General features: G+C 69.4%; 19 protein-coding genes. 15 read left to right on the top strand and 4 right to left on the bottom strand.

The genetic code is table 11. The annotated features are described in order from the left end of the window. The first annotated feature begins 215 nt into the window (after positions 1–215). The 4 genes from aceE to FHT37_RS11965 all read left to right on the top strand — a co-directional run bounded on the left by aceE (position 216) and on the right by FHT37_RS11965 (position 7494). Positions 216–2921 carry a pyruvate dehydrogenase (acetyl-transferring), homodimeric type gene (gene aceE / locus FHT37_RS11980; RefSeq protein ID WP_091734128.1) on the top strand — a complete coding sequence of 902 codons (2706 nt, stop codon included), beginning with the start codon at positions 216–218 and terminating at the stop codon, positions 2919–2921. A gap of 128 nt (positions 2922–3049) precedes the next feature. Next, positions 3050–4750 carry a dihydrolipoyllysine-residue acetyltransferase gene (aceF, locus tag FHT37_RS11975; RefSeq protein ID WP_183481047.1) on the top strand — a complete coding sequence of 567 codons (1701 nt, stop codon included), beginning with the start codon at positions 3050–3052 and terminating at the stop codon, positions 4748–4750. A gap of 15 nt (positions 4751–4765) precedes the next feature. Beyond that, positions 4766–6586 carry a dihydrolipoyl dehydrogenase gene (gene lpdA, locus FHT37_RS11970; RefSeq protein ID WP_183481044.1) on the top strand — a complete coding sequence of 607 codons (1821 nt, stop codon included), beginning with the start codon at positions 4766–4768 and terminating at the stop codon, positions 6584–6586. Then, a complete protein-coding gene (locus FHT37_RS11965; RefSeq protein WP_183481041.1) occupies positions 6556–7494 on the top strand; it encodes a delta(1)-pyrroline-2-carboxylate reductase family protein in 939 nt (312 codons plus the stop codon). Before lpdA ends, FHT37_RS11965 begins: the two co-directional genes overlap by 31 nt. 39 nt (positions 7495–7533) lie before the next feature. On the opposite strand, the gene FHT37_RS11960 is transcribed toward FHT37_RS11965, so the two are convergent. After that, a complete protein-coding gene (locus tag FHT37_RS11960) occupies positions 7534–8400 on the bottom strand; it encodes an HDOD domain-containing protein (protein WP_183481038.1) in 867 nt (288 codons plus the stop codon). Between the two features lie 127 nt (positions 8401–8527). On the opposite strand from FHT37_RS11960, the gene FHT37_RS11955 reads away from it, so the two are divergent. From FHT37_RS11955 to FHT37_RS11945, 3 genes are all read left to right on the top strand, one after another. After that, on the top strand, positions 8528–9214 hold the full coding sequence (locus tag FHT37_RS11955; protein ID WP_091734197.1) for a transglutaminase-like cysteine peptidase: 687 nt from the start codon (positions 8528–8530) through the stop codon (positions 9212–9214). A gap of 76 nt (positions 9215–9290) precedes the next feature. Continuing rightward, on the top strand, positions 9291–11219 hold the full coding sequence (locus FHT37_RS11950) for an EAL domain-containing protein (protein ID WP_183481035.1): 1929 nt from the start codon (positions 9291–9293) through the stop codon (positions 11217–11219). Positions 11220–11360: 141 nt separating this feature from the next. Further along, the gene (locus FHT37_RS11945; RefSeq protein WP_147241243.1) at positions 11361–11657 is read left to right on the top strand and encodes a hypothetical protein; all 297 of its coding nucleotides are present in this window, start codon (positions 11361–11363) and stop codon (positions 11655–11657) included. Here FHT37_RS11945 and FHT37_RS11940 read toward each other — a convergent pair. Continuing rightward, positions 11650–12198: an NUDIX hydrolase gene (locus FHT37_RS11940; RefSeq protein WP_147241244.1), complete on the bottom strand. Its 549-nt coding sequence runs from the start codon at positions 12196–12198 to the stop codon at positions 11650–11652. The two genes, FHT37_RS11945 and FHT37_RS11940, sit on opposite strands and share 8 nt — an antisense overlap. Before the next feature lie 53 nt (positions 12199–12251). On the opposite strand from FHT37_RS11940, the gene maiA reads away from it, so the two are divergent. Both maiA and pgeF read left to right on the top strand, forming a co-directional pair. Then, a complete protein-coding gene (maiA, locus tag FHT37_RS11935; protein ID WP_183481578.1) occupies positions 12252–12890 on the top strand; it encodes a maleylacetoacetate isomerase in 639 nt (212 codons plus the stop codon). Continuing rightward, complete coding sequence (gene pgeF, locus FHT37_RS11930) at positions 12880–13725, top strand: peptidoglycan editing factor PgeF (protein WP_255489545.1); 846 nt, start codon at positions 12880–12882, stop codon at positions 13723–13725. The genes maiA and pgeF overlap by 11 nt, the downstream gene beginning before the upstream one ends. Here the strand turns inward: pgeF and FHT37_RS11925 are convergent. Beyond that, positions 13645–14124 (bottom strand): hypothetical protein, encoded by a 480-nt coding sequence (locus tag FHT37_RS11925; RefSeq protein ID WP_409072699.1) that lies wholly within the window; start codon positions 14122–14124, stop codon positions 13645–13647. The two genes, pgeF and FHT37_RS11925, sit on opposite strands and share 81 nt — an antisense overlap. Before the next feature lie 6 nt (positions 14125–14130). Between FHT37_RS11925 and phaC the strand changes: the two genes are divergently transcribed. The 3 genes from phaC (at position 14131) to phbB (ending at position 17996) form a co-directional block, all read left to right on the top strand. Continuing rightward, positions 14131–15891, top strand: coding sequence for a class I poly(R)-hydroxyalkanoic acid synthase (gene phaC, locus FHT37_RS11920; RefSeq protein ID WP_183481032.1), 1761 nt, complete (start codon positions 14131–14133; stop codon positions 15889–15891). An 82-nt stretch (positions 15892–15973) separates the two neighbouring features. Next, a complete protein-coding gene (locus FHT37_RS11915) occupies positions 15974–17161 on the top strand; it encodes an acetyl-CoA C-acetyltransferase (RefSeq protein ID WP_091734106.1) in 1188 nt (395 codons plus the stop codon). A 97-nt stretch (positions 17162–17258) separates the two neighbouring features. After that, complete coding sequence (gene phbB, locus FHT37_RS11910) at positions 17259–17996, top strand: acetoacetyl-CoA reductase (RefSeq protein WP_091734104.1); 738 nt, start codon at positions 17259–17261, stop codon at positions 17994–17996. Between the two features lie 43 nt (positions 17997–18039). On the opposite strand, the gene FHT37_RS11905 is transcribed toward phbB, so the two are convergent. Then, positions 18040–18846, bottom strand: coding sequence for an IclR family transcriptional regulator C-terminal domain-containing protein (locus FHT37_RS11905; protein ID WP_091734193.1), 807 nt, complete (start codon positions 18844–18846; stop codon positions 18040–18042). Between the two features lie 83 nt (positions 18847–18929). On the opposite strand from FHT37_RS11905, the gene FHT37_RS11900 reads away from it, so the two are divergent. The 3 genes from FHT37_RS11900 to FHT37_RS11890 all read left to right on the top strand — a co-directional run bounded on the left by FHT37_RS11900 (position 18930) and on the right by FHT37_RS11890 (position 22031). Continuing rightward, on the top strand, positions 18930–19742 hold the full coding sequence (locus FHT37_RS11900; protein WP_147241333.1) for a TIGR00266 family protein: 813 nt from the start codon (positions 18930–18932) through the stop codon (positions 19740–19742). 296 nt (positions 19743–20038) lie between these two features. Next, positions 20039–21049, top strand: coding sequence for a YncE family protein (locus tag FHT37_RS11895; RefSeq protein ID WP_141225480.1), 1011 nt, complete (start codon positions 20039–20041; stop codon positions 21047–21049). Positions 21050–21134: 85 nt separating this feature from the next. Next, complete coding sequence (locus FHT37_RS11890) at positions 21135–22031, top strand: polysaccharide deacetylase family protein (protein ID WP_183481570.1); 897 nt, start codon at positions 21135–21137, stop codon at positions 22029–22031. Positions 22032–22078: the final 47 nt, after the last annotated feature.

Raw genomic sequence — 22078 nt, 5'->3', positions numbered from 1 at the left:
CGCTGAAAACGCCTTGGAAATTTCACGATACGGAAACGCATCGCGCTATTTGGAAAATCCACGGCTTATGCGACACTCCGCCGCCATAGCCCTTCTGGAGGGTGCCGACGCATGCGTGTTTCCTCAAGCTCGGGCAGGATTGCCTGTTCGGAACGGACACCGCGCCGCGCGACCCGCCCGTCCGAAGGCCGTGATTGAGACACAGGAGACAACACATGTCCGCGCAGCCCCAGTCGTTCCTCGGCGCAGCCGCCAATGACACCGACGCTCTCGAAACCAAGGAATGGCTGGACGCGCTGTCCGCCGTCATCGGCGAGGAGGGCGGCGAGCGCGCGCACTTCCTGCTCGAGACCTTGATCGACCACGCGCGCCAGGCCGGCATCGACGTGCCGTTCTCGGCCACCACCGCCTACGTCAACACCATCCCGGCCGACCAGGAAGAGCGCTTCCCCGGCAACATCGACATGGAAGAGCGCCTGCGCGCCTTCATGCGCTGGAACGCGATGGCGATGGTGGTGCGCGCCAACCGCCTGCATCCGGAAGACGGCGGCGACCTGGGCGGCCACATCTCCAGCTTCGCCTCGCTGGCGACGATGCTGGGCTGCGGGTTCAACCACTTCTGGCACGGCGATGACGGCGTGCACGGCGGCGACCTGCTCTACATCCAGGGCCACAGCGCGCCCGGCATCTATGCCCGCGCCTTCCTGGAAGGCCGCATCACCGAGGAACAGCTGAACAACTTCCGCCAGGAAGTCGACGGCAAGGGCCTGTCGAGCTACCCGCACCCGAAGCTGATGCCGGAGTTCTGGCAGTTCCCGACGGTGTCCATGGGCCTGGGCCCGCTGATGGCGATCTACCAGGCGCGCTTCCTGAAGTACCTGCATGCCCGCGGCATCGCCGACACCTCCAAGCGCAAGGTCTGGGTCTTCCTGGGCGACGGCGAGATGGACGAGCCGGAAAGCCTGGGCGCGATCGGCCTGGCCGCGCGCGAGAAGCTCGACAACCTGATCTTCGTCGTCAACTGCAACCTGCAGCGCCTGGACGGCCCGGTGCGCGGCAACGGCAAGATCATCCAGGAGCTCGAGGGCGAGTTCCGCGGCGCCGGCTGGAACGTCATCAAGCTGATCTGGGGCTCCTACTGGGATCCGCTGCTGGCGCGCGACAAGCAGGAGCTGCTGCGCAAGGTCATGCTGGAGACGCTGGACGGCGACTACCAGGCCTACAAGGCCAATGACGGCGCGTTCGTGCGCAAGCATTTCTTCGGCAAGCATCCGGAGCTGCTGAAGATGGTCGAGAACATGTCCGACGAGGACATCTGGCGCCTGAACCGCGGCGGCCACGACCCGCAGAAGGTCTACGCGGCCTATCACAAGGCGGTCAACACCGTCGGCCAGCCCACCGTCATGCTGATCAAGACCGTCAAGGGCTACGGCATGGGCAAGATCGGCGAGGGCAAGAACACCGCGCACCAGACCAAGAAGCTGCAGGACGAGGACATCAAGGCCTTCCGCGACCGCTTCAACATCCCCATCCCGGACAGCGAGCTGGCCAAGATCCCGTTCTACAAGCCGGCCGACGACACGCCCGAGATGCAGTACCTGCACGAGCGCCGCAAGTCGCTGGGCGGCTACCTGCCCAAGCGCCGCCCGCAGGCCGAGGAAGCGCTGAAGGTGCCCGACCTGGCCACCTTCCAGGCCGTGCTGGACCCGACCGCCGAGGGGCGCGAGATCTCGACGACCCAGGCCTATGTCCGCTTCCTGACCACGCTGCTGCGCGACAAGGAACTGGGCCCGCGCACCGTGCCCATCCTGGTCGACGAGGCCCGCACCTTCGGCATGGAAGGCCTGTTCCGCCAGATCGGCATCTACAACCCCGCGGGTCAGAACTACACGCCGGTCGACAAGGACCAGGTCATGTACTACCGCGAGGACAAGGCCGGCCAGATCCTGCAGGAGGGCATCAACGAGGCCGGCGGCATGGCCAGCTGGATCGCCGCGGCGACGTCGTACTCGACGAACAACCGCGTGATGATCCCGTTCTACGTCTACTACTCGATGTTCGGCTTCCAGCGCATCGGCGACCTGGCCTGGGCCGCCGGCGACATGCAGGCGCGCGGCTTCCTGCTGGGCGGCACCTCGGGCCGCACGACGCTGAACGGCGAAGGCCTGCAGCACGAGGACGGCCACAGCCACATCCTGGCCGGCACCATCCCGAACTGCATCAGCTACGACCCGACCTTCGCGCATGAGGTGGCGGTGATCCTGCACTCGGGCCTGAAGCGCATGGTCGAGAACCAGGAGAACGTCTACTTCTACCTGACGCTGCTCAACGAGAACTACCCGATGCCCGGCCTGAAGGCCGGCACCGAGGAGCAGATCCTCAAGGGCATGTACCTGCTGGAGGAGGCCGCCGCCCAACCGCTGACGGTGAACCTGCTCGGCTCGGGCACCATCCTGCGCGAAAGCCAGGCCGCCAAGAAGCTGCTCGAGGCCGACTGGGGCGTGGGAGCGAATGTCTGGTCCTGCCCCAGCTTCAACGAGCTGGCCCGCGACGGCCAGAACGCCGAGCGCTGGAACCTGCTGCACCCGACCGAGCTGGCCTGCGTGCCCTTCGTGACGCAGCAGCTGAGCAAGGTGCAAGGGCCGGTGATCGCGTCGACCGACTACATGAAGAACTACGCGGAGCAGATCCGCGCCTTCATCCCGGCCGGCCGCTCCTACAAGGTGCTCGGTACCGACGGTTTCGGCCGCAGCGACTTCCGCTCCAAGCTGCGCGAGCACTTCGAGATCAACCGCCATTACATCGTCGTGGCCGCGCTCAAGAGCCTGGCCGACGAAGGCAAGATCCCGCAGGCCAAGGTCGCGGAAGCCATCAAGAAGTACGGCATCAACGTCGACAAGATCAACCCGCTGTACGCGTGAGCACGGCCCACCCCCTACCGGCTTCGCCGGCCCCCTCAAGGGGGCGAGCCCGACGGCCTGGCGAAGCCAGTTCCGTGGGCTCCGCTGGGTAAGCCCGCCGGCTCAGTAAATTTCTGGAGACACCCAATATGGCATTGGTGGAAGTCAAGGTTCCCGACATCGGGGACTTCAAGGACGTCGCGATCATCGAGCTGCTGGTCAAGCCCGGCGACACGGTGAAGGCTGAGCAGAGCCTGGTCACCGTCGAGTCCGACAAGGCCTCGATGGAGATCCCGTCCTCGGCGGCGGGCGTCGTCAAGGAAGTGAAGGTCAAGCTCGGCGACAAGCTGAACGAAGGCGATCTGATCGTCGTGCTGGAAAGCGACGCCGCCGCAGCCCCCGCGCCGGCCGCTGCCGTGCCGGCTTCTGCGCCGGCTCCCGCGGCCGCCGCCCCGGCGCCGCAGGCCGCGCCCGCTCCGGCCCCCGCGGCTGCGGCGGCCCCGGCCGCATCGGCCGGTCCGGTCGACATCGTCGTGCCGGACATCGGCGACTTCGACGAGGTCGCGGTGATCGAGGTGCTGGTCAAGGTCGGCGACACGGTGAAGACCGAGCAGAGCCTGATCACCGTCGAATCCGACAAGGCCTCGATGGAGATTCCGTCGTCACACGGCGGCGTGATCAAGGAGTTGCTGGTCAAGCTGGGCGACAAGGTGTCCAAGGGCACGAAGATCGCCGTGATCGAGGCCACCGGTGGCGCTGCCTCGCCGGCACCCGCCGCTGCCGCGCCCGCCCCGGCGCAAGCCGCCGCGGCACCGGCTCCGGCCACCGCGAGCGCCCCCGCGCCCGCGCCGGTGGAGCGCCAGGTCCCGACCGCCGCGTTGCCCCCGCATGAGCCGACCAAGCCCACCGGCAAGCTGCCGCACGCCTCGCCGAGCATCCGCAAGCTCGCGCGCGAGCTGGGCGTGCCGCTCGAGGAAGTGAAGGGCTCCGGCGCCAAGGGCCGCATCACCGAGTCCGACGTCCAGTCCTTCGTGAAGGCCGTGATGGCCGGCACCGCGCAGACCTCGGCGCAGAAGGCGGCCGCCCCGGCGGGCGGCGCTGCCGGTGGTGGCGCCTTCCCGGGCCTGCTGCCCTGGCCCAAGGTCGACTTCGAGAAGTTCGGCCCGGTCGAGCGCAAGGACCTGTCGCGGATCAAGAAGATCAGCGGCGCCAACCTGCATCGCAACTGGGTCACGATCCCGCACGTCACCAACCACGACGACGCGGACATCACCGAGCTGGAGGCCTTCCGCGTCCAGCTGAACAAGGAGAACGAGAAGTCCGGCATCAAGGTGACGATGCTGGCCTTCATGATCAAGGCGACCGTCGCGGCGCTGAAGAAGTTCCCCGAGTTCAACGCCTCGCTGGACGGCGACACGCTGGTCCTGAAGAACTACTTCCACATCGGCTTCGCGGCCGACACGCCGAACGGCTTGGTCGTGCCGGTGATCCGCGACTGCGACAAGAAGGGCATCTTCCAGATCAGCCAGGAGATGTCGGAGCTGGCCAAGAAGGCCCGCGACGGCAAGCTCGGCCCGGCCGACATGACGGGCGGCTGCTTCTCGATCTCGTCGCTGGGCGGCATCGGCGGCACCTACTTCACGCCGATCATCAACGCGCCGGAAGTCGCGATCATGGGCGTGTGCAAGTCGCAGACGCGTCCGGTGTGGGACGGCAAGCAGTTCGCGCCGCGCCTGATCCTGCCGCTGTCGCTGAGCTGGGACCACCGCGTCATCGACGGCGCGGCCGCGGCCCGCTTCAACGTGTACTTCGCCTCGCTGCTGGCCGACTTCCGTCGGATCGCGCTCTGATCGGAAGGACCTGACATGGCATTGGTTGAAGTCAAGGTTCCCGACATCGGGGACTTCAAGGACGTCGCGATCATCGAGGTCCTGGTCAAGGTCGGCGACACGATCAAGCAGGAGCAGAGCCTGGTCACCGTCGAGTCCGACAAGGCCTCGGTGGAGATCCCGTCCTCGACGGCCGGCGTGGTCAAGGAGCTCAAGGTCAAGCTGGGCGACAAGATCAACCAGGGCGACCTGATCGTCGTGCTGGAGAGCGATGCGGCCGCAGCGCCCGCACCGGCCGCTGCTGCGCCGGCTCCGGCCGCGGCGGCTCCTATCGCGGCACCCGCCGCGGCGGCCGCACCTACGGCGCCGGCCCCGCAGGCCGCCACCTATACCGGCCCCGCCGAAGGCGAGTACGACGTGATCGTGCTCGGCGGCGGTCCCGGCGGCTACTCGGCGGCGTTCCGCGCGGCCGACCTGGGCCTGAAGGTCGCGCTGGTCGAGCGCTACGCGACGCTGGGCGGCGTCTGCCTGAACGTCGGCTGCATCCCGTCCAAGGCGCTGCTGCACGTCGCGGCGGTGATGGACGAGGTCAAGCACTTCGCGGATCTGGGCGTCGAGTTCGGCGAGCCCAAGGTCGAGCTGCCCAAGCTGCTCACGCACAAGAAGAAGGTCATCGGCAAGCTGACCGGCGGCCTGGCCATGATGGCCAAGATGCGCAAGGTCACGGTCGTGCGCGGCTACGGCTCGCTGCTGGACGCCAACCACCTGTCGGTCGAGGAGACCGGCGGCGAGGGCCAGGAGCGCACCGGCAAGACCCAGACGCTGAAGTTCAAGAAGATCATCCTCGCTGCAGGCTCGCAGGCGGTGCGCCTGCCCTTCATGCCGAATGACCCGCGCGTGATCGACTCGACCGGCGCGCTGGAGCTGACGAGCAAGCCCAAGCGCATGCTGATCGTCGGTGGCGGCATCATCGGGCTGGAGATGGGCACGGTGTACTCGACGCTGGGCGCGCGCCTGGACGTCGTGGAGATGCTGCCCACGCTGATGACCGGCGCGGACCGCGACCTGGTCAAGGTCTGGCAGAAGATGAATGCGCCGCGCTTCGACAACATCATGTTGAACACGAAGACGGTCGCGGCCGAAGCCACGCCCGAAGGCATCAAGGTGACGTTCGAAGGCGAGGGCGCCCCGAAGGAGCCGCAGGTCTACGACCTGGTGCTGCAGGCGGTGGGCCGCACGCCCAACGGCAGGAAGATCGGCGCGGACAAGGCCGGCGTCGTGGTCACCGACCGCGGCTTCATCCCGGTCGACGTGCAGATGCGCACCAACGTGCCCAACGTCTTCGCGATCGGCGACATCGTCGGCCAGCCGATGCTGGCGCACAAGGCGGTGCATGAGGGCCACGTGGCGGCGGAAGTCATCGCCGGCGAGCTGCTCGGCGACGACGCGCTGGCCAAGTCGCGCTTCGACGCGCGCGTGATCCCCAGCGTCGCCTACACCGATCCGGAAGTGGCCTGGGTCGGCGTGACCGAGGACGAGGCCAAGGCGCGCGGCATCAAGGTCAAGAAGGGCCTGCTGCCGTGGACTGCCTCGGGCCGCGCGATCGCCAACGGGCGCGATGAGGGCTTCACCAAGCTGCTGTTCGACGAGGAGACCCACCGCATCATCGGCGGCGGCATCGTCGGCACGCATGCGGGCGACATGATCGGCGAGATCGCGCTGGCGATCGAGATGGGCGCGGACGCGGTCGACATCGGCAAGACCATCCACCCGCACCCGACGCTGGGCGAGTCGATCGGCCTGGCCGCGGAAGTCGCGCACGGCTCGTGCACCGACGTGCCGCCGCCGCGCAAGTAAGCCTCGGGCAGGAAGCCGACGAGCGGATGCTGGTCCTGGACGCCGCCGCCACCGCGCGGGCGCTGCCGTGGTCCCTCCTGATGGAGGAGATCGCGCTGGTGTGCCGCGAGCATCGCGACGGCCGCCTGACCTGTCCGCCGCGGCAGGTCCTGCCGCTGCGCCAGGACGGCGTGCTGCTGGTGATGCCCTGCCTGAGCGACACGCTGTCGATCACCAAGCTCGTCAGCGTGCATCCGCTCAATGCCTCGCTGGGCCTGCCGACGATCTCGGGCGAGGTCGTCGTCATGGACAGCCGCACCGGCCAGCGCCTGGCGGTGCTGGACGGCCCCGCGCTGACGGCGCGCCGCACCGCCGCGGTCAGCATGCTGGCGCTGCAGCACCTGGCCCGCGAGGCGCCGCGCCGCGCGCTGGTCGTCGGCGGCGGGGTGCAGGCGCGGGCCCATGTGGAAGCGCTGCAGGCGCTGCATCCGCAGGCCACCATCCATGTCCAGGGCCATCAGGCGGAGCCTGGATTCGTCGAGGAACTCGGCGTCGAGCCCCTGCCGGCCGAGTCCCAGGCGCGCCACGCCTGGGACCTGATCGTCTGCGCCACGACCAGCCGCGTGCCGGTGCTGCGGCCCGGCGTCGGCGAGGGGGCGGTGGTGATCGGCGTCGGCGCGTTCCGCGACGACATGGTCGAGTTGCCGCCCGAGCTGGTCCGCGGCGCGCAGGTCTGGGTCGACGACCCGGTCGGCGCGCAGGCCGAGGCCGGCGACCTGATGGCGGCCGGCCGCTTCGAGCCGCAGGCCTCGATCGAGGACCTGGTGATGGGCCAGCGGCCCGTCGACGACGGCCGCACGCGGCTGTTCAAGAGTGTCGGCTGCGCCCGCTGGGACCTGGCCGCGGCGCGCGTCGCGGTGCGCGGCTGAAGCGTCCCGGGCGCCCCGAGTGATGCCCGCGTGAGGTCCTCAGGCCTCGTCCAGCCTCGGACGCAGCGCCTCGTCCCACTGCTCGAGCTCGTCCTCCGACAGGTGCAGCCAGGCCATCGCCGCCGCGCGGTTGGCGGCCCAGTCGACGTCCTCGTCCAGCCCCTCGTGCCGGCGCATCAGGTGCTCGGCGATCAGGCCGGCGGCGATCAGCGTGCGGACTTCGGGCTCGACGCCTTCATCCCGCAACGCGTCGAAGTCGTGGTGCAGCCGGATCGCCGTCATCAGCTCCGGCGCCAGGTGCCACACCTTGATCACCAGCGCGCCCACGACCGCGTGGTCGGTGCGGTGATTGACGTTCTCGGTGGCGATGAAGGGCCGGTCGATGCGGGCGGCGGCCTCGACCATGGTGGCGCCGTAGCCGCGCACGCTCTGCAGCAGCACCGGCATGCCGACGTGGCAGAACAGGCCGTAGCCCTGCGCCAGGTCGACCCGCATGCCGGGCAGCTGGCCGGCGATGAAACCCATCGCGATCGAGCGTTTGGTGGAGCGCTGCCAGAAGCGCAGCAGGTGCGGGCTGTTGACCGGGATCGCGTGACGGACCAGGAAGGCCTGCATCAGCGCCGCGCTCTCGTCCAGGCCGAGCCGGTACATCGCCTGGCCCACGGTGGTGCAGGGCACGTGGCCTGCCACCAGGTGCAGCGGGCTGTTGGCCACGCGCAGCAGGGTCGCGGACATGGCGACGTCGGCGGCGGCGATGCGCGCCACCTCGTTGAGGTCGGGCTGCGGCTGGTCCATCGCCGCGCGCAGGCGCTGCAGCAGCTCGGGACAGGGGGGAATCTGGATCTGGCGCAGCGGTCCGTTGGCGCGCGCCTGGTCCAGTTCCTGGCGGATGGCATGGGTCTTCATCTGAGCGCCGGATTATCCCGGCCGCTCCACGGGCGCCGCGTGAAGGCGGTGCGGCAAATTGCCGGTCCCCGGGGGGCGCGTCGCGGTTCGCCCTCGGGCAGGCGTGGAGGCAGATACATTGCAGCGCATGTCACGTTTCGTCACGCGTACGGTGTCCCGTGCTGGCCGGAGAATCCGGCCGGCGCTGTGGGCGCTCGCGTGGACGGCGGGACTGTGGTCGGCGCTGGCCTGGGGCTGGGACCAGGACCGGCTGACCGAATCGGCCGCGAAGCTGTCGCCCCGGACGCAGGCCGCGGTGAAGGCGATGATCCAGATGGCCGACCGCGCGGCCGCGATGCCGGACGAGCGCGACCGGCTGGCCGCGGTCAACGGCTTCTTCAACCAGCGGGTGGCGTTCCGCGACGACATCGAGGTGTGGGGCCAGATCGACTACTGGGCGACGCCGCTGGAGCTGCTGGACAAGGGCGCCGGCGACTGCGAGGACTACGCGATCGCGAAGTACATGAGCCTGCTGGCCGCCGGGGTGCCGCAGTCGCGGCTGCGGATGGTCTACGTGCGGGCGCAGTTCCAGGGGCGGCCCCAGGCGCACATGGTCCTGGCCTACTATGCGCAGCCGGAGGCGGAGCCCCTGATTCTGGACAATATCAATCCGGAGATCCGGCCCGCGTCGCTGCGGCCGGACCTCACGCCGGTGTTCAGCTTCAACGGCGAGGGCCTGTGGAGCGGCGTGGGCGCCACCACCGCGGGCAATCCGCTGGTGCGGCTGTCGCTGTGGCGCGACCTGCTGGCGAAGGCGAAGGCGGAGGGCTTCTGAGGGACCGGCGCGGCGCGGCGGGTCCCCCGGGAGAGGCCGGAGACGACAAGACGAAGGGCGACGGAGAATTCACGACATGTCCCTGATAAGACAAATCTGGTGCCTGGTCCTGGGCGCGGTGCTGGCGTCCGTGCTGGGCGGCGTGGCGGTGAGCACCTGGTCGCTGCGCGAGCTGCTGCAGACGCAGGCCCAACTGAAGAACGCCGACAACGCCAATGCGCTGGCGCTGGCGCTGTCGCAGCAGAAGGGCGACGCGGAGCTGATGTCGCTGCTGATCTCGGCGCAGTTCGACGCGGGCGCCTACGAAAGCGTGCGCTGGCGCGACGGCGGCGGGGCGCAGGTGTTCGAGCGGCACTTGGAGACGCCGCAGCTCGCGCATGCGCCGCGCTGGTTCGTGGCCTTGCTGCCGCTGGACGTGGCGCCGGGCGTGGCCAAGGTGTCGGACGGCTGGAAGGCGGTCGGCGAGATCGAGCTGCGCGGCCAGACCGGCTACGTCCACGAGGCGCTGTGGCGCGCGACCTTGAGCACGGCGAGCTGGCTGCTGCTGGTGGGCGTGGTCACGGGCGTGGCGGCGGCGATCGTGCTGTCGCGGCTGCGCCGGCCGCTGGACACCGCGGTGCGCCAGGCCGAGGGCGTGACGCAGGGGCGCTTCGAGACCGTGCTCGAGCCGCGCGTGCCGGAGATGCGCAAGCTGACCAGCGCGATGAACACGATGGTGGTGCGCACCCGGCAGATGTTCGAGGCCCAGGCCGAGCAGCTGCGCACGCTGCATCACCAGCTGCTGTGCGACGAGCTGACCGGGCTGTCGCACCGGCGGCAGTTCGTGGCGGAGCTCAATTCCGCGCTCGAGCGCGATGACGGTCCGCTGCGCGCCGGCCTGGTGCTGCTGCGGCTGAAGGACCTGCAGGGCCTGAACCAGCGGCTCGGCCACGGGGCGACGGACCAGGCGCTGGTGGCGATCGCGCAGGCGCTGCGTGTCTATCCGGAGCAGGTGCGCGGTTGCCTGGCCGGCCGGCTCAACGGCTCGGACTTCGCGTTGTGGCTGCCGGCGCCGAACGTGGTCGGCGACACGGCGCAGGCGCTGGCCGATGCGCTGCGGGCGGGCCTGCAGAACCTCGGTTCGGGCGTGGGCGTCGCGCTGGGCGCGGTCGAGCTGATGCGCGACCAGCCGATGAGCGCCTGGTTCGCCGCGGCCGACGCGGCGCTGGCCAAGGCCGAGCAGGGCGAGGGCGTCGTGCTGGAGCTGCGCGAGGCGCCGCCGTCGGACGAGGTCGCGCAGGGCGAGCGGGCCTGGCGCGCGCTGATCTCGGACGCGCTGGCGCAGCAGCGCAGCCGGCTGCTGGAGTTCCCGCTGATCGGCCGCGAGCGGCAGGTGCTGCACCTGGAATGTCCGCTGCAGCTCAAGCTCAATCCGGTCGGCGAGTTCGAGCCGGCCGCGCGCTGGCTGCCGCTGGCGCTGCGCCACCGGCTGAGCGCGGAGGCGGACCTGCAGGCGCTGGCGCTCGCGCTGCAGGCCACGCAGCAGGACCAGCGCGCGCGCTGCGTCAACGTGGCGCCGGCCACGCTCAACGACGGCAGCTTCATCGCGCGGGCGCGCGAACTGGTGCAGGCGGCGCCGGCGTCGGTGCGGCGCGCCATCGGCCTGGAACTGGCCGAGCCGGCCGCGGTGCAGCACTTCGAGACGCTGCAGGAACTGGGCCGGCAGCTGCGACCGCTGGGCGTCCAGCTGGGCCTGGAACACGCGGGCGCGGGACTGGCTCAAATTGATCGTCTTTTCCAGGCGGGCCTGGACTACGTGAAGCTGGACAGCTCGGTGGTGAGCGGGGTGTCGGCGGACGTGGCGCGCGCAGCCTTCGTGCGCAGCCTGGTGGTCATGCTGCGCAGCCTGTCGCTGAAGGTCTATGCCGAAGGCGTGACCGACGCGCTCGACGCGCAGGCGCTGTGGGATTGCGAACTCGACGGCATCACCGGTCCGTGGGCGTCCGCGCAGGAGATCAAGCCCTGACTGATCCAAGTCGGTGAAGCGCTTGACGGCCGTCAAGCGCTCTTGCCAAGCGATCTGAAGCTCTCAGAATGCGCGCCTTCCTCTTGTCGCTGAAAGATCAGGTGCAGAGTGTCCGCCGTTCTCCAACCCCTTGAACCGTTCATGCCGCGCGTCGATTTCCACGTCCAGATTGACGAGCAGATCAAGGCCCGCGTCGAGGCGCTCGCGAGCCGCCTGACGATCGACATGGACGAACTCGTCGAGTTCCTCGTCAAGCGCTGGGTCGAGCGCACGGATCCTGACGAGCCTGATGTGACCGAGCATGAAGTGCTCATGGAGCGCCAGGAAGACAATGGCGTCAAGGCCGCGTTGCGCGGCGACGTCGTCCCACGCGAGGAGCTCGCCGCCGAACGGGACGCCATGTTGGCCGAAGCGCGTCGGCGCCAAGGGCTCAGCTGATGTCCGCGGTGTGCAGCGGATAACCGCGGCCGCTGCGGCGGTCGTCGAAGAAGCGCTGCAGCGTTTCGCGGATGGTGTGGAACGCGATCTCGTCCCAGGGGATCTCGTGTTCGTGGAACAGCCGGGCCTCGAGCGTCTCCGGGCCCGGATCGAAGTCGGGGCTCAGCAGCCGGGCGCGGTAGAACAGGTGGACCTGCCCGACGCGCACCACGTTCATCACGCAATACAGGTTCTCGAGCTCGATCCGCGCGCCGGCCTCCTCGACCGTCTCGCGCTGCGCGCCCTCGGCCAGCGTCTCGCCCAGCTCCATGAAGCCGGCCGGCAAGGTCCACTTGCCCAGTCGCGGTTCGATCGCGCGCTTGCACAGCAGCACCTGTTCGCCCCAGACCGGCAAGGTGCCCACGACGTTCAGCGGGTTCTCGTAATGGATCGCGCCGCACTGCGTGCAGGTGGCCCGCTCCCGGTTGTCGTCGGCCGGGACGCGGTATTCGATCTGGCCGCCGCAGGTGGGGCAATGCTGGTAGCGCCGCGCTTGGAACATGGGGCGCAGTGTAGCGGCCTCCATCGCGGGCCCCCGTGGCATCATCGCCGGCCATGGAGCTCTACAACTACTTCCGCTCGTCGGCGTCCTACCGCGTCCGCATCGCGCTGGCGCTCAAGGGCCTGGACTTCGACTACAAGTCGGTGCACCTCGCGAAGAACGAGCAGTTCAACGAGTCGTACTCGGCCGTGTCGGCCTCGCGCCTGGTGCCGCTGCTCAAGGACGGCGATGCCGTCGTCACGCAGTCGATGGCCATCATCGAGTACCTCGACGAAGTCCATCCCGAGCCCCCGCTGCTGCCCGGCGACGCGCTGTGCCGCGCCTACATCCGCGCGCTGTCGCAGGACATCGCCTGCGAGATCCATCCGCTCAACAACCTGCGGGTGCTGCGCTACCTGGTGAAGGAACTCGGCGTCGGCGACGACAACAAGGCCCGCTGGTACCAGCACTGGGTGGAAAGCGGGCTGGCCGTGGTCGAGCAGCGCCTGAAGGCGGAGGGCCGCGCCGGCCGCTTCTGCTTCGGCGATGCGCCCACGATGGCCGATTGCGTGCTGGTGCCGCAGATCTTCAACGCCCAGCGCTTCGACTGCCGCCTCGACCACGTGCCCACGGTCATGGCCATCTTCGAGCACTGCATGTCGCAGGAGGCCTTCCGCCAGACGCAGCCCAGCGCCTGTCCCGATGCGGAGTGAGCCTGTGGGCGACGGGCCGATGGACTTCGTCAGCGCGCCGCATCCCGACTGGCTGCGGCCCGACTGGGCCGCGCCGGAGGTCGTCGCGTTCATGACCACGCGCGCGGGCGGCGTCAGCGGTGGCGCGGCGGGACCGGCCGAGCGGCGCGGCCTCGCGAGCCTGAACCTGGGCCGGTCGGTGGGCGACGACCCGGCGCATGTCGCCGAGAACCGGCGTCGCGTCGCCGCCGCGATCGGCGGTCAGCCGGTCTTCTTGAAGCAGGTTCACGGGACCACGGTGTTGCGGCTGCGCGCCATGCATGCGGCGCCGGACGCCGATCCCGAGCCCGCCGACGCCGCCGTCAGCACCGACCCCGCGCTGGCCTGCGCGGTCATGGTGGCGGACTGCCTGCCGGTGCTGTTCGCCGGACCGGGCGTGGTCGGCGCCGCGCACGCGGGCTGGCGCGGCCTGGCCGGTGGGGTGCTGGAGAACACGGTCGCCGCCATGCGCGAGGCGACCGGCTGCGACGCCCGCGAGATCCGGGCCTGGATGGGCGCGGGCATCGGCGCGGCGCGCTTCGAGGTCGGCGCCGACGTGCTGACGGCCTTCGGTGCCGAGCCGGTGCACGCCGACCAGCCGCTGTTCCGCTTCGAGCCCAATGCGCAGGGCGAGCCGCGCTGGCGCGCCGATCTCTACGGACTGGCGCGGCGCAGGCTGACGGCGCTGGGCCTGGGCGCGATCAGCGGCGGCGGCTGGTGCACCTTGAGCGAGCCGTCACGATTCTTTTCGTTCCGCCACGAACGTGTCGATGGGCTGCGCAGCGGCCGCATGGCCGCCGTCATCCGGCTGCGGTGAGGCCGGCGCGCGGGCCGCAGTGGCGGCTTCGTCGGCTTGATCCGCTTTCGTCGCTCGAGCCGCTTGCGCCGCGTCGTCGGCCTCGGCCCGCTGGCGCGCGGCGCGCCGCCGTGGCGTGCCCATCAGGTACATCACGATCGAGAGCGGCAGCAGGCCGTAGAACACCAGCGTGACCAGCGCGCCGAGCACCGTGCCTTGCGGGCTGAAGGCCTCGGCCACGGCCATCATCAGCACCACATACATCCAGGCGATGGCCACCAGATACATCAGCAAATTCCTCGGGTCATCGGCGACATCATCGTCACGCGGGGGTAAGCTGAACGGGCTACAAAGCGCCTGAGCATATGCGAAGCGACCTCGGTGATCCTCGTGATCGGCTGTGGCAAGCTTCTTGCTCAAGTCGGCATGAGGAGACACATGAGCGCGAATAACGCCGCGGCCGGATTCCCCGGCGCAACGTTCCCCGGTTTCGAGCAGTGGGCCCAGCAGGCGCAGCAGGCCGCGGCCGGCCTGTCGCATGGATTCGGCGACGCCTTCAAGCAGCTGCAGGCCATGCAGGTCGCGCCCGACGCCTGGTCGCAGCTGCAATCGGACTATCTCCGCCAAGCCGGCGAGCTCTGGAACGCGGCGCTTGCCGAGTCCCACGCGAGCGATGGCGCACCGGCCTCCGGCGCCGCGCTGAAGGACCGCCGCTTCGCCGATGCCTCCTGGAACGACAACCGCCTGGCCCACTTCACCGCGCAGCTCTACCTGCTCAATGCGAAGACGCTGCAGCGCATGGCCGAGCAGGTGCAGGGCGACGACAAGACCCGCGCCCGCGTGCGCTTCGCCGTGCAGCAGTTCATCGACGCGGCCTCGCCGAGCAACTTCCTCGCCCTCAATCCCGAGGCCCAGCAGCGCGCGCTGAACACGCAGGGCGAGAGCCTCGCCCGCGGCCTGCAGCTGCTGATGGCCGATGTGCGGCGCGGGCACGTGTCGCAGACCGACGAATCGGCCTTCGAGGTCGGCCGCAACGTCGCGACGACAGAAGGCAGCGTGGTCTTCGAGAACGACTTCTTCCAGCTGCTCGAGTACAAGCCGCTCACCACGAAGGTGCATGCCCGGCCGCTGCTGATGGTGCCGCCCTGCATCAACAAGTACTACATCCTCGACCTGCAGCCGGAGAACTCGCTGATCCGCCATGCGGTCGCGCAGGGCCACCGCACCTTCGTGGTGAGCTGGCGCAACCCGGATGCGGACTGCGTGCACTGGACCTGGGACGACTACATCGGCCAGGCCGCGATCAAGGCCATCGAGGTGGTGCGCGAGATCGCCGCGACCGAGACGATCAACACGCTGGGTTTCTGCGTCGGCGGCACCATCCTGGCGACCGCGCTGGCGGTGCTGGCCGCCAGAGGCCAGCAGCCCGCCGAGAGCGTCACGCTGCTGACCACGCTGATCGACTTCAGCAGCAACGGCGTGCTGGACCTGTTCATCGACGAGCAGGCGGTGAAGCTGCGCGAGATGACGCTGGGCGACCAGGCGGTGAGCGGCCCCGGCCTGCTCAAGGGCCAGGAGCTGGCGACGACCTTCAGCTTCCTGCGCCCGAACGACCTGGTGTGGAACTACGTCGTCGGCAACTACCTCAAGGGCGACGCGCCGCCGGCCTTCGACCTGCTGTACTGGAACGGCGATGCGACCAACCTGCCGGGCCCGATGTACTGCTGGTACCTGCGCCACACCTACCTGCAGAACGAGCTGCGCATCCCCGGCCGCCTGACCGTCTGCGGCGAGGCGATCGACCTCGGCCGGATCCAGGCCCCGGTCTACATCTACGGCTCGCGCGAGGACCACATCGTCCCCTGGGAGGCCGCCTACCGCAGCACGCAGGTCTTCAAGGGCAAGCGGCGTTTCGTGCTCGGCGCGTCCGGGCACATCGCCGGCGTCATCAATCCGCCGGAGAAGAAGAAGCGCAGCCACTGGATCGGCAAGGGCACGGCGCTGCCGGCCGACCCTCAGCAATGGCTGCAGAACGCCACCGAGCATCCCGGCAGCTGGTGGCCCGACTGGTCGCAGTGGTTGGCCGGCCACGCGGGCCCGCTGAAGGCGGCACCGCGCGCGCCGGGCGGCCGCGGCCATGCGGCGATCGAGCCGGCGCCGGGCCGTTATGTGAAGCAGCGCGCGTGAGACCGCCCGCGCCGCGTCCAGGAGTCATCACCTTCATCCCGCTGACATCCGCAGTTCAGCAGTTTCGAAAGAGGAGCGAGTCATGAGTTCACCGCAAGACATCGTCATCGTCGCCGCGGCACGCACGCCGATCGGCAAGTTCGGAGGGACGCTGTCGAAGACGCCAGCCAGCGAGTTGGGTGCGATCGTGATCCAGGAACTGCTGCGCCGCAGCGGCCTGCAGGGCGAGCAGATCAACGAGGTCATCCTCGGCCAGGTGCTGACCGCGGGCGTGGGCCAGAACCCCGCGCGCCAGGCGGTGATCAAGGCGGGCCTGCCGGTCACCGTGCCCGCGCTGACGATCAACAAGGTCTGCGGCTCCGGCCTGAAGGCCGTGATGCTGGCGGCGCAGGCGATCCGCGACGGCGACTCCGAGATCGTCATCGCCGGCGGCCAGGAGAGCATGAGCCTGGCACCGCACGTGCTGCCGGGCTCGCGCGACGGCCAGCGCATGGGCGACTGGAAGCTCGTGGACACGATGATCGTCGACGGCCTGTGGGATGTGTACAACCAGTACCACATGGGCATCACCGCCGAGAACGTGGCCAAGGAGTACCACGTCAGCCGCGCGCAGCAGGACGAACTGGCGCTGGCCAGCCAGCAGAAGGCCGCGGCGGCGCAGGACGCCGGCCGCTTCACCGCCGAGATCGTGCCGGTGACCATTCCGCAGAAGAAGGGCGATCCGGTCGTCTTCGCGGCGGACGAGTTCATCAACCGCAAGTCGACCGCCGAGGCGCTCGCGGGCCTGAAGCCGGCCTTCGACAAGGCGGGCTCGGTGACCGCCGGCAACGCGTCGGGCCTGAACGACGGCGCGGCCGGCCTGGTGCTGATGACCGATGCGAAGGCGAAGGCACTGGGACTGACGCCGCTGGCGCGGATCGCGTCCTACGCGAGCGCCGGCGTGGATCCCAAGACCATGGGCATGGGCCCGGTGCCGGCGTCGCGCAAGGCGCTGGAGCGCGCCGGCTGGCAGGCCAAGGACCTGGACCTGCTCGAGATCAACGAGGCCTTCGCCGCACAGGCCTGCGCCGTCCATCAGGAGATGGGCTGGGACCTGAGCAAGGTCAACGTCAACGGCGGCGCGATCGCGCTGGGCCATCCGATCGGCGCGTCCGGCGCCCGGATCCTGGTGACGCTGCTGCACGAGATGATCAAGCGCGATGCCAGGAAGGGCATCGCCAGCCTGTGCATCGGCGGCGGCATGGGCGTGGCCCTGTGCGTCGAGCGCTGAGCGCGGATTCCCTTTCGCGCGTCGTATCCGTTCCGACATTCCAGGCACCCCGGCCGCGGACGCGGTGGCCCGGCGGGCCCCTCAGGAGGCAAGCAAGATGAGTCAGAAAGTTGCATACGTCACCGGCGGGATGGGCGGCATCGGCACCGCCATCTGCCAGCGCCTCCACAAGGATGGCTTCAAGGTCATCGCCGGTTGCGGCCCCAGCCGCGACCATGCCAAGTGGTTGGCGGAGCAGTCCGCGCTGGGTTACACCTTCCATGCGTCGGTCGGCAACGTCGCCGACTGGGACTCGACCGTCGCGGCCTTCGACCGCGCGATCGCCGAGCACGGCAAGATCGATGTGCTGGTCAACAACGCGGGCGTGACCAAGGACCGCATGTTCCTGAAGATGACCCGCGACGAGTGGGACACCGTCATCGACACCAACCTGAACAGCATGTTCAACGTCACCAAGCAGGTGGTGCCCGGCATGGTGGACAAGGGATGGGGCCGCATCATCAACATCTCGTCGGTCAACGGCGAGAAGGGGCAGGCGGGCCAGACCAACTACTCGGCGGCCAAGGCCGGCATGCATGGCTTCACGATGGCGCTGGCGCAGGAACTCGCCGCCAAGGGCGTCACGGTGAACACGGTCAGCCCGGGCTACATCGGCACCGACATGGTCAGGGCGGTGCGCCCGGACGTGCTGGAGAAGATCGTCGCCGGCATCCCGGTCAAGCGCCTGGGTGAGCCGGATGAGATCGCCTCCATCGTCGGCTGGCTGGCGGGCGAGTCGTCCGGGTTCACCACCGGGGCGGACTTCAGCTGCAACGGCGGCCTGCACATGGGGTGAAAAGGGGACCGAGCCCAGTCCCGCGGACTAGGCTCCCCAGCGATCAGTCCTTCTTCATCAACACCAGCAGCTGCGACAGGCTCTGCGCCGCCGCCTGCAACTTGGGCAGTCCCTGCTCGAGCAGCACCTGCGGCGGCGTCCGCGACGCATGGGTGCTGATGTTGATCGCCGCGACGACCTTGCCATCGCGGCCGGCGATCGGCGCGGCCACGGTCAGCACGCCGTCCTCGAGCTCCTGGTCCACCAGGCACCAATGCTGGCGCCGGGCCTGCTCGACCGCGGCGCGCAGTTCCTCCGGCGTGCGCACGGTGTTGACCGCGCGACGCGCCAGCTGCACCTGCGCCAAGCGGGCTTCGCGTTCCTCGACGGGAAGTGCCGCCAGCAGCACGCGGCCGGTCGCCGTGGCCCACGCTGGCAGCCGGCTGCCCACGCCCATCGGGTCCGACAGCACCTTGCGCATCGGCACGCGCAGCACGAAGACGGCGTCGTCGCCGTCGAGCACCGCGATGGAGACCGATTCCCGCACGTCGTTGGCCAGCTGCATCGCGATCGGCTCGGCGAAGCGCCACAGCGGCTGCGAGGACAGATAGGCGAAGCCGAGGTCCAGGATCTTCGGCGTCAACTCGAACATCCGCCCCTCGGAACGGACGTAGCCCAGCGTCTGGAGCGTCAGCAGGATGCGGCGCGCGCCGGCGCGCGTCAGGCCGCAGCGCTTGGCCACCTCGGTCAGGGTCTGCCGGGCGTGGTGGCTGTCGAAGGTCCGGATCACCGACAGGCCGCGCGCGAAGGATTGCACGTAGCTGTCGCCGGGTTTCAGGGGAGTGAGGGGTGCGCTTTCGTCAGGGGACATGGGCGTCATGACCGCAGTATAGAAAGGCCGCGAAACGTTAATATCGCGCCCGTTTCTTTGTGATGTGACAGAGGGTGAACACCATGGCGATGGACGTTGTCGACTACGAAATCAAGGGTGCCGAGATGCAGTTCGTGGAGGTCGAACTCGACCCCGGCGAAGCTGCCATCGGCGAGGCCGGCAGCATGATGTTCATGGATGCCGGCATCGGCATGGACACGGTGTTCGGCGATGGTTCCGCCAACCAGGGCGGGTTCTTCGGAAAGTTGCTCGGTGCCGGCAAGCGGCTGGTGACCGGTGAATCGCTGTTCACCACGGTCTACACGAACCAGGCTCATGGCAAGCAGCGCGTCGCCTTCGCGGCGCCGTACCCCGGCAAGATCCTGCCGATGGAGCTGGGCAAGCTCGGCGGCACGCTGATCTGCCAGAAGGACGCGTTCCTGTGCGCGGCTCGCGGCGTGTCTCTGGGCATCGCGTTGCAGCAGCGGCTGTCGACTGGCTTCTTCGGTGGTGAAGGTTTCATCATGCAGAAGCTCGAGGGTGATGGGCTGGCGTTCGTGCATGCGGGCGGAACCGTGGTTCGTCGCACGCTGCAACCGGGCCAGACGCTGCTGGTGGACACCGGCTGCGTCGTCGCCTACACGCCGAGCGTGAGTTTCGAGATCCAGTACGTGGGCAAGATCAAGACCGCCCTGTTCGGCGGCGAGGGCCTGTTCCTGGCCAAGATGACCGGCCCGGGCGAAGTCTGGCTGCAGAGCCTGCCGTTCTCGCGCCTGGCGTCGCGCGTCTTCGCCGCGGCCCCGCAGCGCGGCGGCGCACGCGAGGAGGGCTCGATGCTGGGCGGCTTCGCCACCGGTGGCTTGCTGGGCGGCCTGCTCGGCGGCGACGACGAGTAACCGGCCCAAGAAGTTCGCGATGCGCAGACTTGCCGCAACCCTGGCGGCAAGTCTTCCGCAACGGGATGCAACGGCGGCGGTGCGCTCCACCCGCTCCGACGCCCGCCGCGTCCGCGCGTGAACGCGCCGCTTCGACGCCGCCTGCCTGACGCCCAGGTCCGCCCCAAAACCCGCCCGAAACCCGCATCAGGCGGACCTTGGCGGCGCTGTTCCGGGTCGGACCTAGGGAGAACCCGCCTACACTTGAGGGCTGCGTGCCGCCTGGCTCGCCGGGCATCTCCCTGTTGAGGATCTCCATGCTGTCTTCCCTCGCGCGGCCGCTGCTGGCCGCCCTGGCCGTGGCGCTGAGCGCGTCGATCGCGGCGCCGTCGGCGCTGGCCACCACCGGCAGTCCCATCTTCGTGCTGAACTCGTTGGACGCCGACGTCAGCGTGATCGATCCGAAGGACTTCCGCCAGGTCAAGCGCATTCCGACCGGCAAGGAGCCGCACCACCTCTACCTGACGCCCGACCGCAAGACCATGGTCGTGGCCAACGCGCTGGGCGACTCGCTGACCTTCCTGGACCCGGTCACGGCCGAGGTGCAGCGCACCGTCCACGGCATCCCCGACCCCTATCACCTGCGCTTCTCGCCCGACATGAAGTGGCTGGTGCTGGCCGGCAACCGCCTGGATCACGTCGACATCTACAAGTGGCAGCCGCAGAACGCGGCGCAGCCGCTGGCGCTGTTCAAGCGCTTCTCCGCGCCCAAGACGCCGAGCCACCTGTCCATCGACACGAAGAGCAGCGTTGTCTACGCCAGCCTGCAGGACAGCTCGGAGCTGCTGGCCATCGACCTGAACACGATGGCGCCGCGCTGGAAGATCCCCGTCGGCAAGCTGCCGGCCGACCTCTACCTGACGCCCGACGACAAGTACCTGCTGGTGGCGCTGACCGGCGAGCGCAGCGTCGAGGTCTACGACGTCGGCGGCGCGCAGCCGCGGCTGGTCAAGAAGCTCGAGACCGGCGACGGCGCGCATTCGTTCCGCGCGCTGGGCGACCGCAAGCATGTGCTGGTGAGCAACCGCGCGGCCAACACGATCAGCAAGATCGCGCTGGCGGACTTCAAGGTGGTCGACACCTTCAAGGCGCCCGGCGGTCCGGACGACATGGAGATCCTGACCGACGGCCGCACGCTGATGTTCACCTCGCGCTGGGCGCGCAAGCTCACCGTGATGGACCTGCAGACCAAGCAGATCCTGCAGCAGGTCAAGGTCGGCAAGTCGCCGCACGGCGTCTGGACGCTCGACCAGATGCCGCGCCAGTGAGCGTCGGCTGACGAGGGCCCTGGCCGTGAAGATCCCGTTCGTCCCGTGTGGTCCGGCGCGCCCTGGTCGCCTGGCGCGTCCGGTCGTGGCGTTCGCGCTCGGCCTGACGGTGGTGGCGCAGGCGCAGCCACAGGGCGCTTCGGCCCCGGCGCCGGTCCCTTGCGACAAGCCCGTCTACCTCACCTTCGACACCGGCCACATGGGCGTGGCGCCGCTGATCGTCGACACGCTGCGGCGCTTCGACGCGAAGGCGACCTTCTTCCTCGCCCAGGAACCGACCATGGACGGCGGGCAGACGCTCGACGACAAGTGGGCGCCGTGGTGGAAGCAGCTCGCGGCGCAGGGCCATGATTTCGGCTCGCACACCTGGTACCACGACGCCTGGTCGGCGGACCTGCCCGACGGCCGGTTCCGCTTCAAGCGCGCCGCCGGCGAGCAGGTGCCGCAGAACGTCGTGCTGAGCGCGGCCGAGTACTGCGAGGAACTCAAGCGCCCCGCGCGCCGCTTCCTCGAGATGACCGGCCGGCCGATGTCGATGATCTTCCGCGCGCCGGCCGGACGCACCTCGCCGGCGCTGCTCGCGGCGGCGCAGGCCTGCGGATTCCGGCACGTGGGCTGGAGCGCCTCCGGCTTCCTCGGCGACGAACTGCCCAGCGACAAGTACCCCAACCCCGCGCTGCTCGACCAGGCGCTGCGGCGCGTCAAGCCGGGCGACATCCTGATGGCGCACCTGGGCATCTGGTCGCGCCAGGACCCGTGGGCGCCGGCGGTGCTGGAGCCGCTGCTGCAAGGCTTGAAATCCCGGGGCATGTGCTTCGCGCCCTTGCGCGATCATCCGGATTACGTCGCCTGGATGCGCCGGCCGCAGGAAGCGGTCGCGAAGGCGGCCGCGAGCGGCGTGCCGGTTGGCGTTCCGGCGGGCCTGCCGGCCGTGCCGGCCACCCCCGGGCCCGCGGGGCCGAAGGACGCCCTGAAGCGCTGAGGCGCGCGGGCGGCACGGACGCGATCCACCGATTCATGGAAGGACCG

The organism is Mitsuaria sp. BK037 (genome assembly GCF_014193045.1).
In the GTDB taxonomy this organism is placed as follows: domain Bacteria; phylum Pseudomonadota; class Gammaproteobacteria; order Burkholderiales; family Burkholderiaceae_C; genus Roseateles.
Note: the sequence above shows the minus strand (reverse complement) of the source record. Positions and strands in the feature narration are given on the sequence as shown.

Excerpts from the sequence above, each read along its gene's own strand:
- aceE (WP_091734128.1), top strand. The coding sequence starts at position 216 with ATGTCCGCGCAGCCCCAGTCGTTCCTCGGCGCAGCCGCCAATGACACC.
- aceF (WP_183481047.1), top strand. The coding sequence starts at position 3,050 with ATGGCATTGGTGGAAGTCAAGGTTCCCGACATCGGGGACTTCAAGGAC.
- lpdA (WP_183481044.1), top strand. The coding sequence starts at position 4,766 with ATGGCATTGGTTGAAGTCAAGGTTCCCGACATCGGGGACTTCAAGGAC.
- FHT37_RS11960 (WP_183481038.1), bottom strand. The coding sequence starts at position 8,400 with ATGAAGACCCATGCCATCCGCCAGGAACTGGACCAGGCGCGCGCCAAC.
- FHT37_RS11955 (WP_091734197.1), top strand. The coding sequence starts at position 8,528 with ATGTCACGTTTCGTCACGCGTACGGTGTCCCGTGCTGGCCGGAGAATC.
- FHT37_RS11950 (WP_183481035.1), top strand. The coding sequence starts at position 9,291 with ATGTCCCTGATAAGACAAATCTGGTGCCTGGTCCTGGGCGCGGTGCTG.
- FHT37_RS11945 (WP_147241243.1), top strand. The coding sequence starts at position 11,361 with ATGCCGCGCGTCGATTTCCACGTCCAGATTGACGAGCAGATCAAGGCC.
- FHT37_RS11940 (WP_147241244.1), bottom strand. The coding sequence starts at position 12,198 with ATGTTCCAAGCGCGGCGCTACCAGCATTGCCCCACCTGCGGCGGCCAG.
- maiA (WP_183481578.1), top strand. The coding sequence starts at position 12,252 with ATGGAGCTCTACAACTACTTCCGCTCGTCGGCGTCCTACCGCGTCCGC.
- pgeF (WP_255489545.1), top strand. The coding sequence starts at position 12,880 with ATGCGGAGTGAGCCTGTGGGCGACGGGCCGATGGACTTCGTCAGCGCG.
- phaC (WP_183481032.1), top strand. The coding sequence starts at position 14,131 with ATGAGGAGACACATGAGCGCGAATAACGCCGCGGCCGGATTCCCCGGC.
- FHT37_RS11915 (WP_091734106.1), top strand. The coding sequence starts at position 15,974 with ATGAGTTCACCGCAAGACATCGTCATCGTCGCCGCGGCACGCACGCCG.
- phbB (WP_091734104.1), top strand. The coding sequence starts at position 17,259 with ATGAGTCAGAAAGTTGCATACGTCACCGGCGGGATGGGCGGCATCGGC.
- FHT37_RS11905 (WP_091734193.1), bottom strand. The coding sequence starts at position 18,846 with ATGTCCCCTGACGAAAGCGCACCCCTCACTCCCCTGAAACCCGGCGAC.
- FHT37_RS11900 (WP_147241333.1), top strand. The coding sequence starts at position 18,930 with ATGGCGATGGACGTTGTCGACTACGAAATCAAGGGTGCCGAGATGCAG.
- FHT37_RS11895 (WP_141225480.1), top strand. The coding sequence starts at position 20,039 with ATGCTGTCTTCCCTCGCGCGGCCGCTGCTGGCCGCCCTGGCCGTGGCG.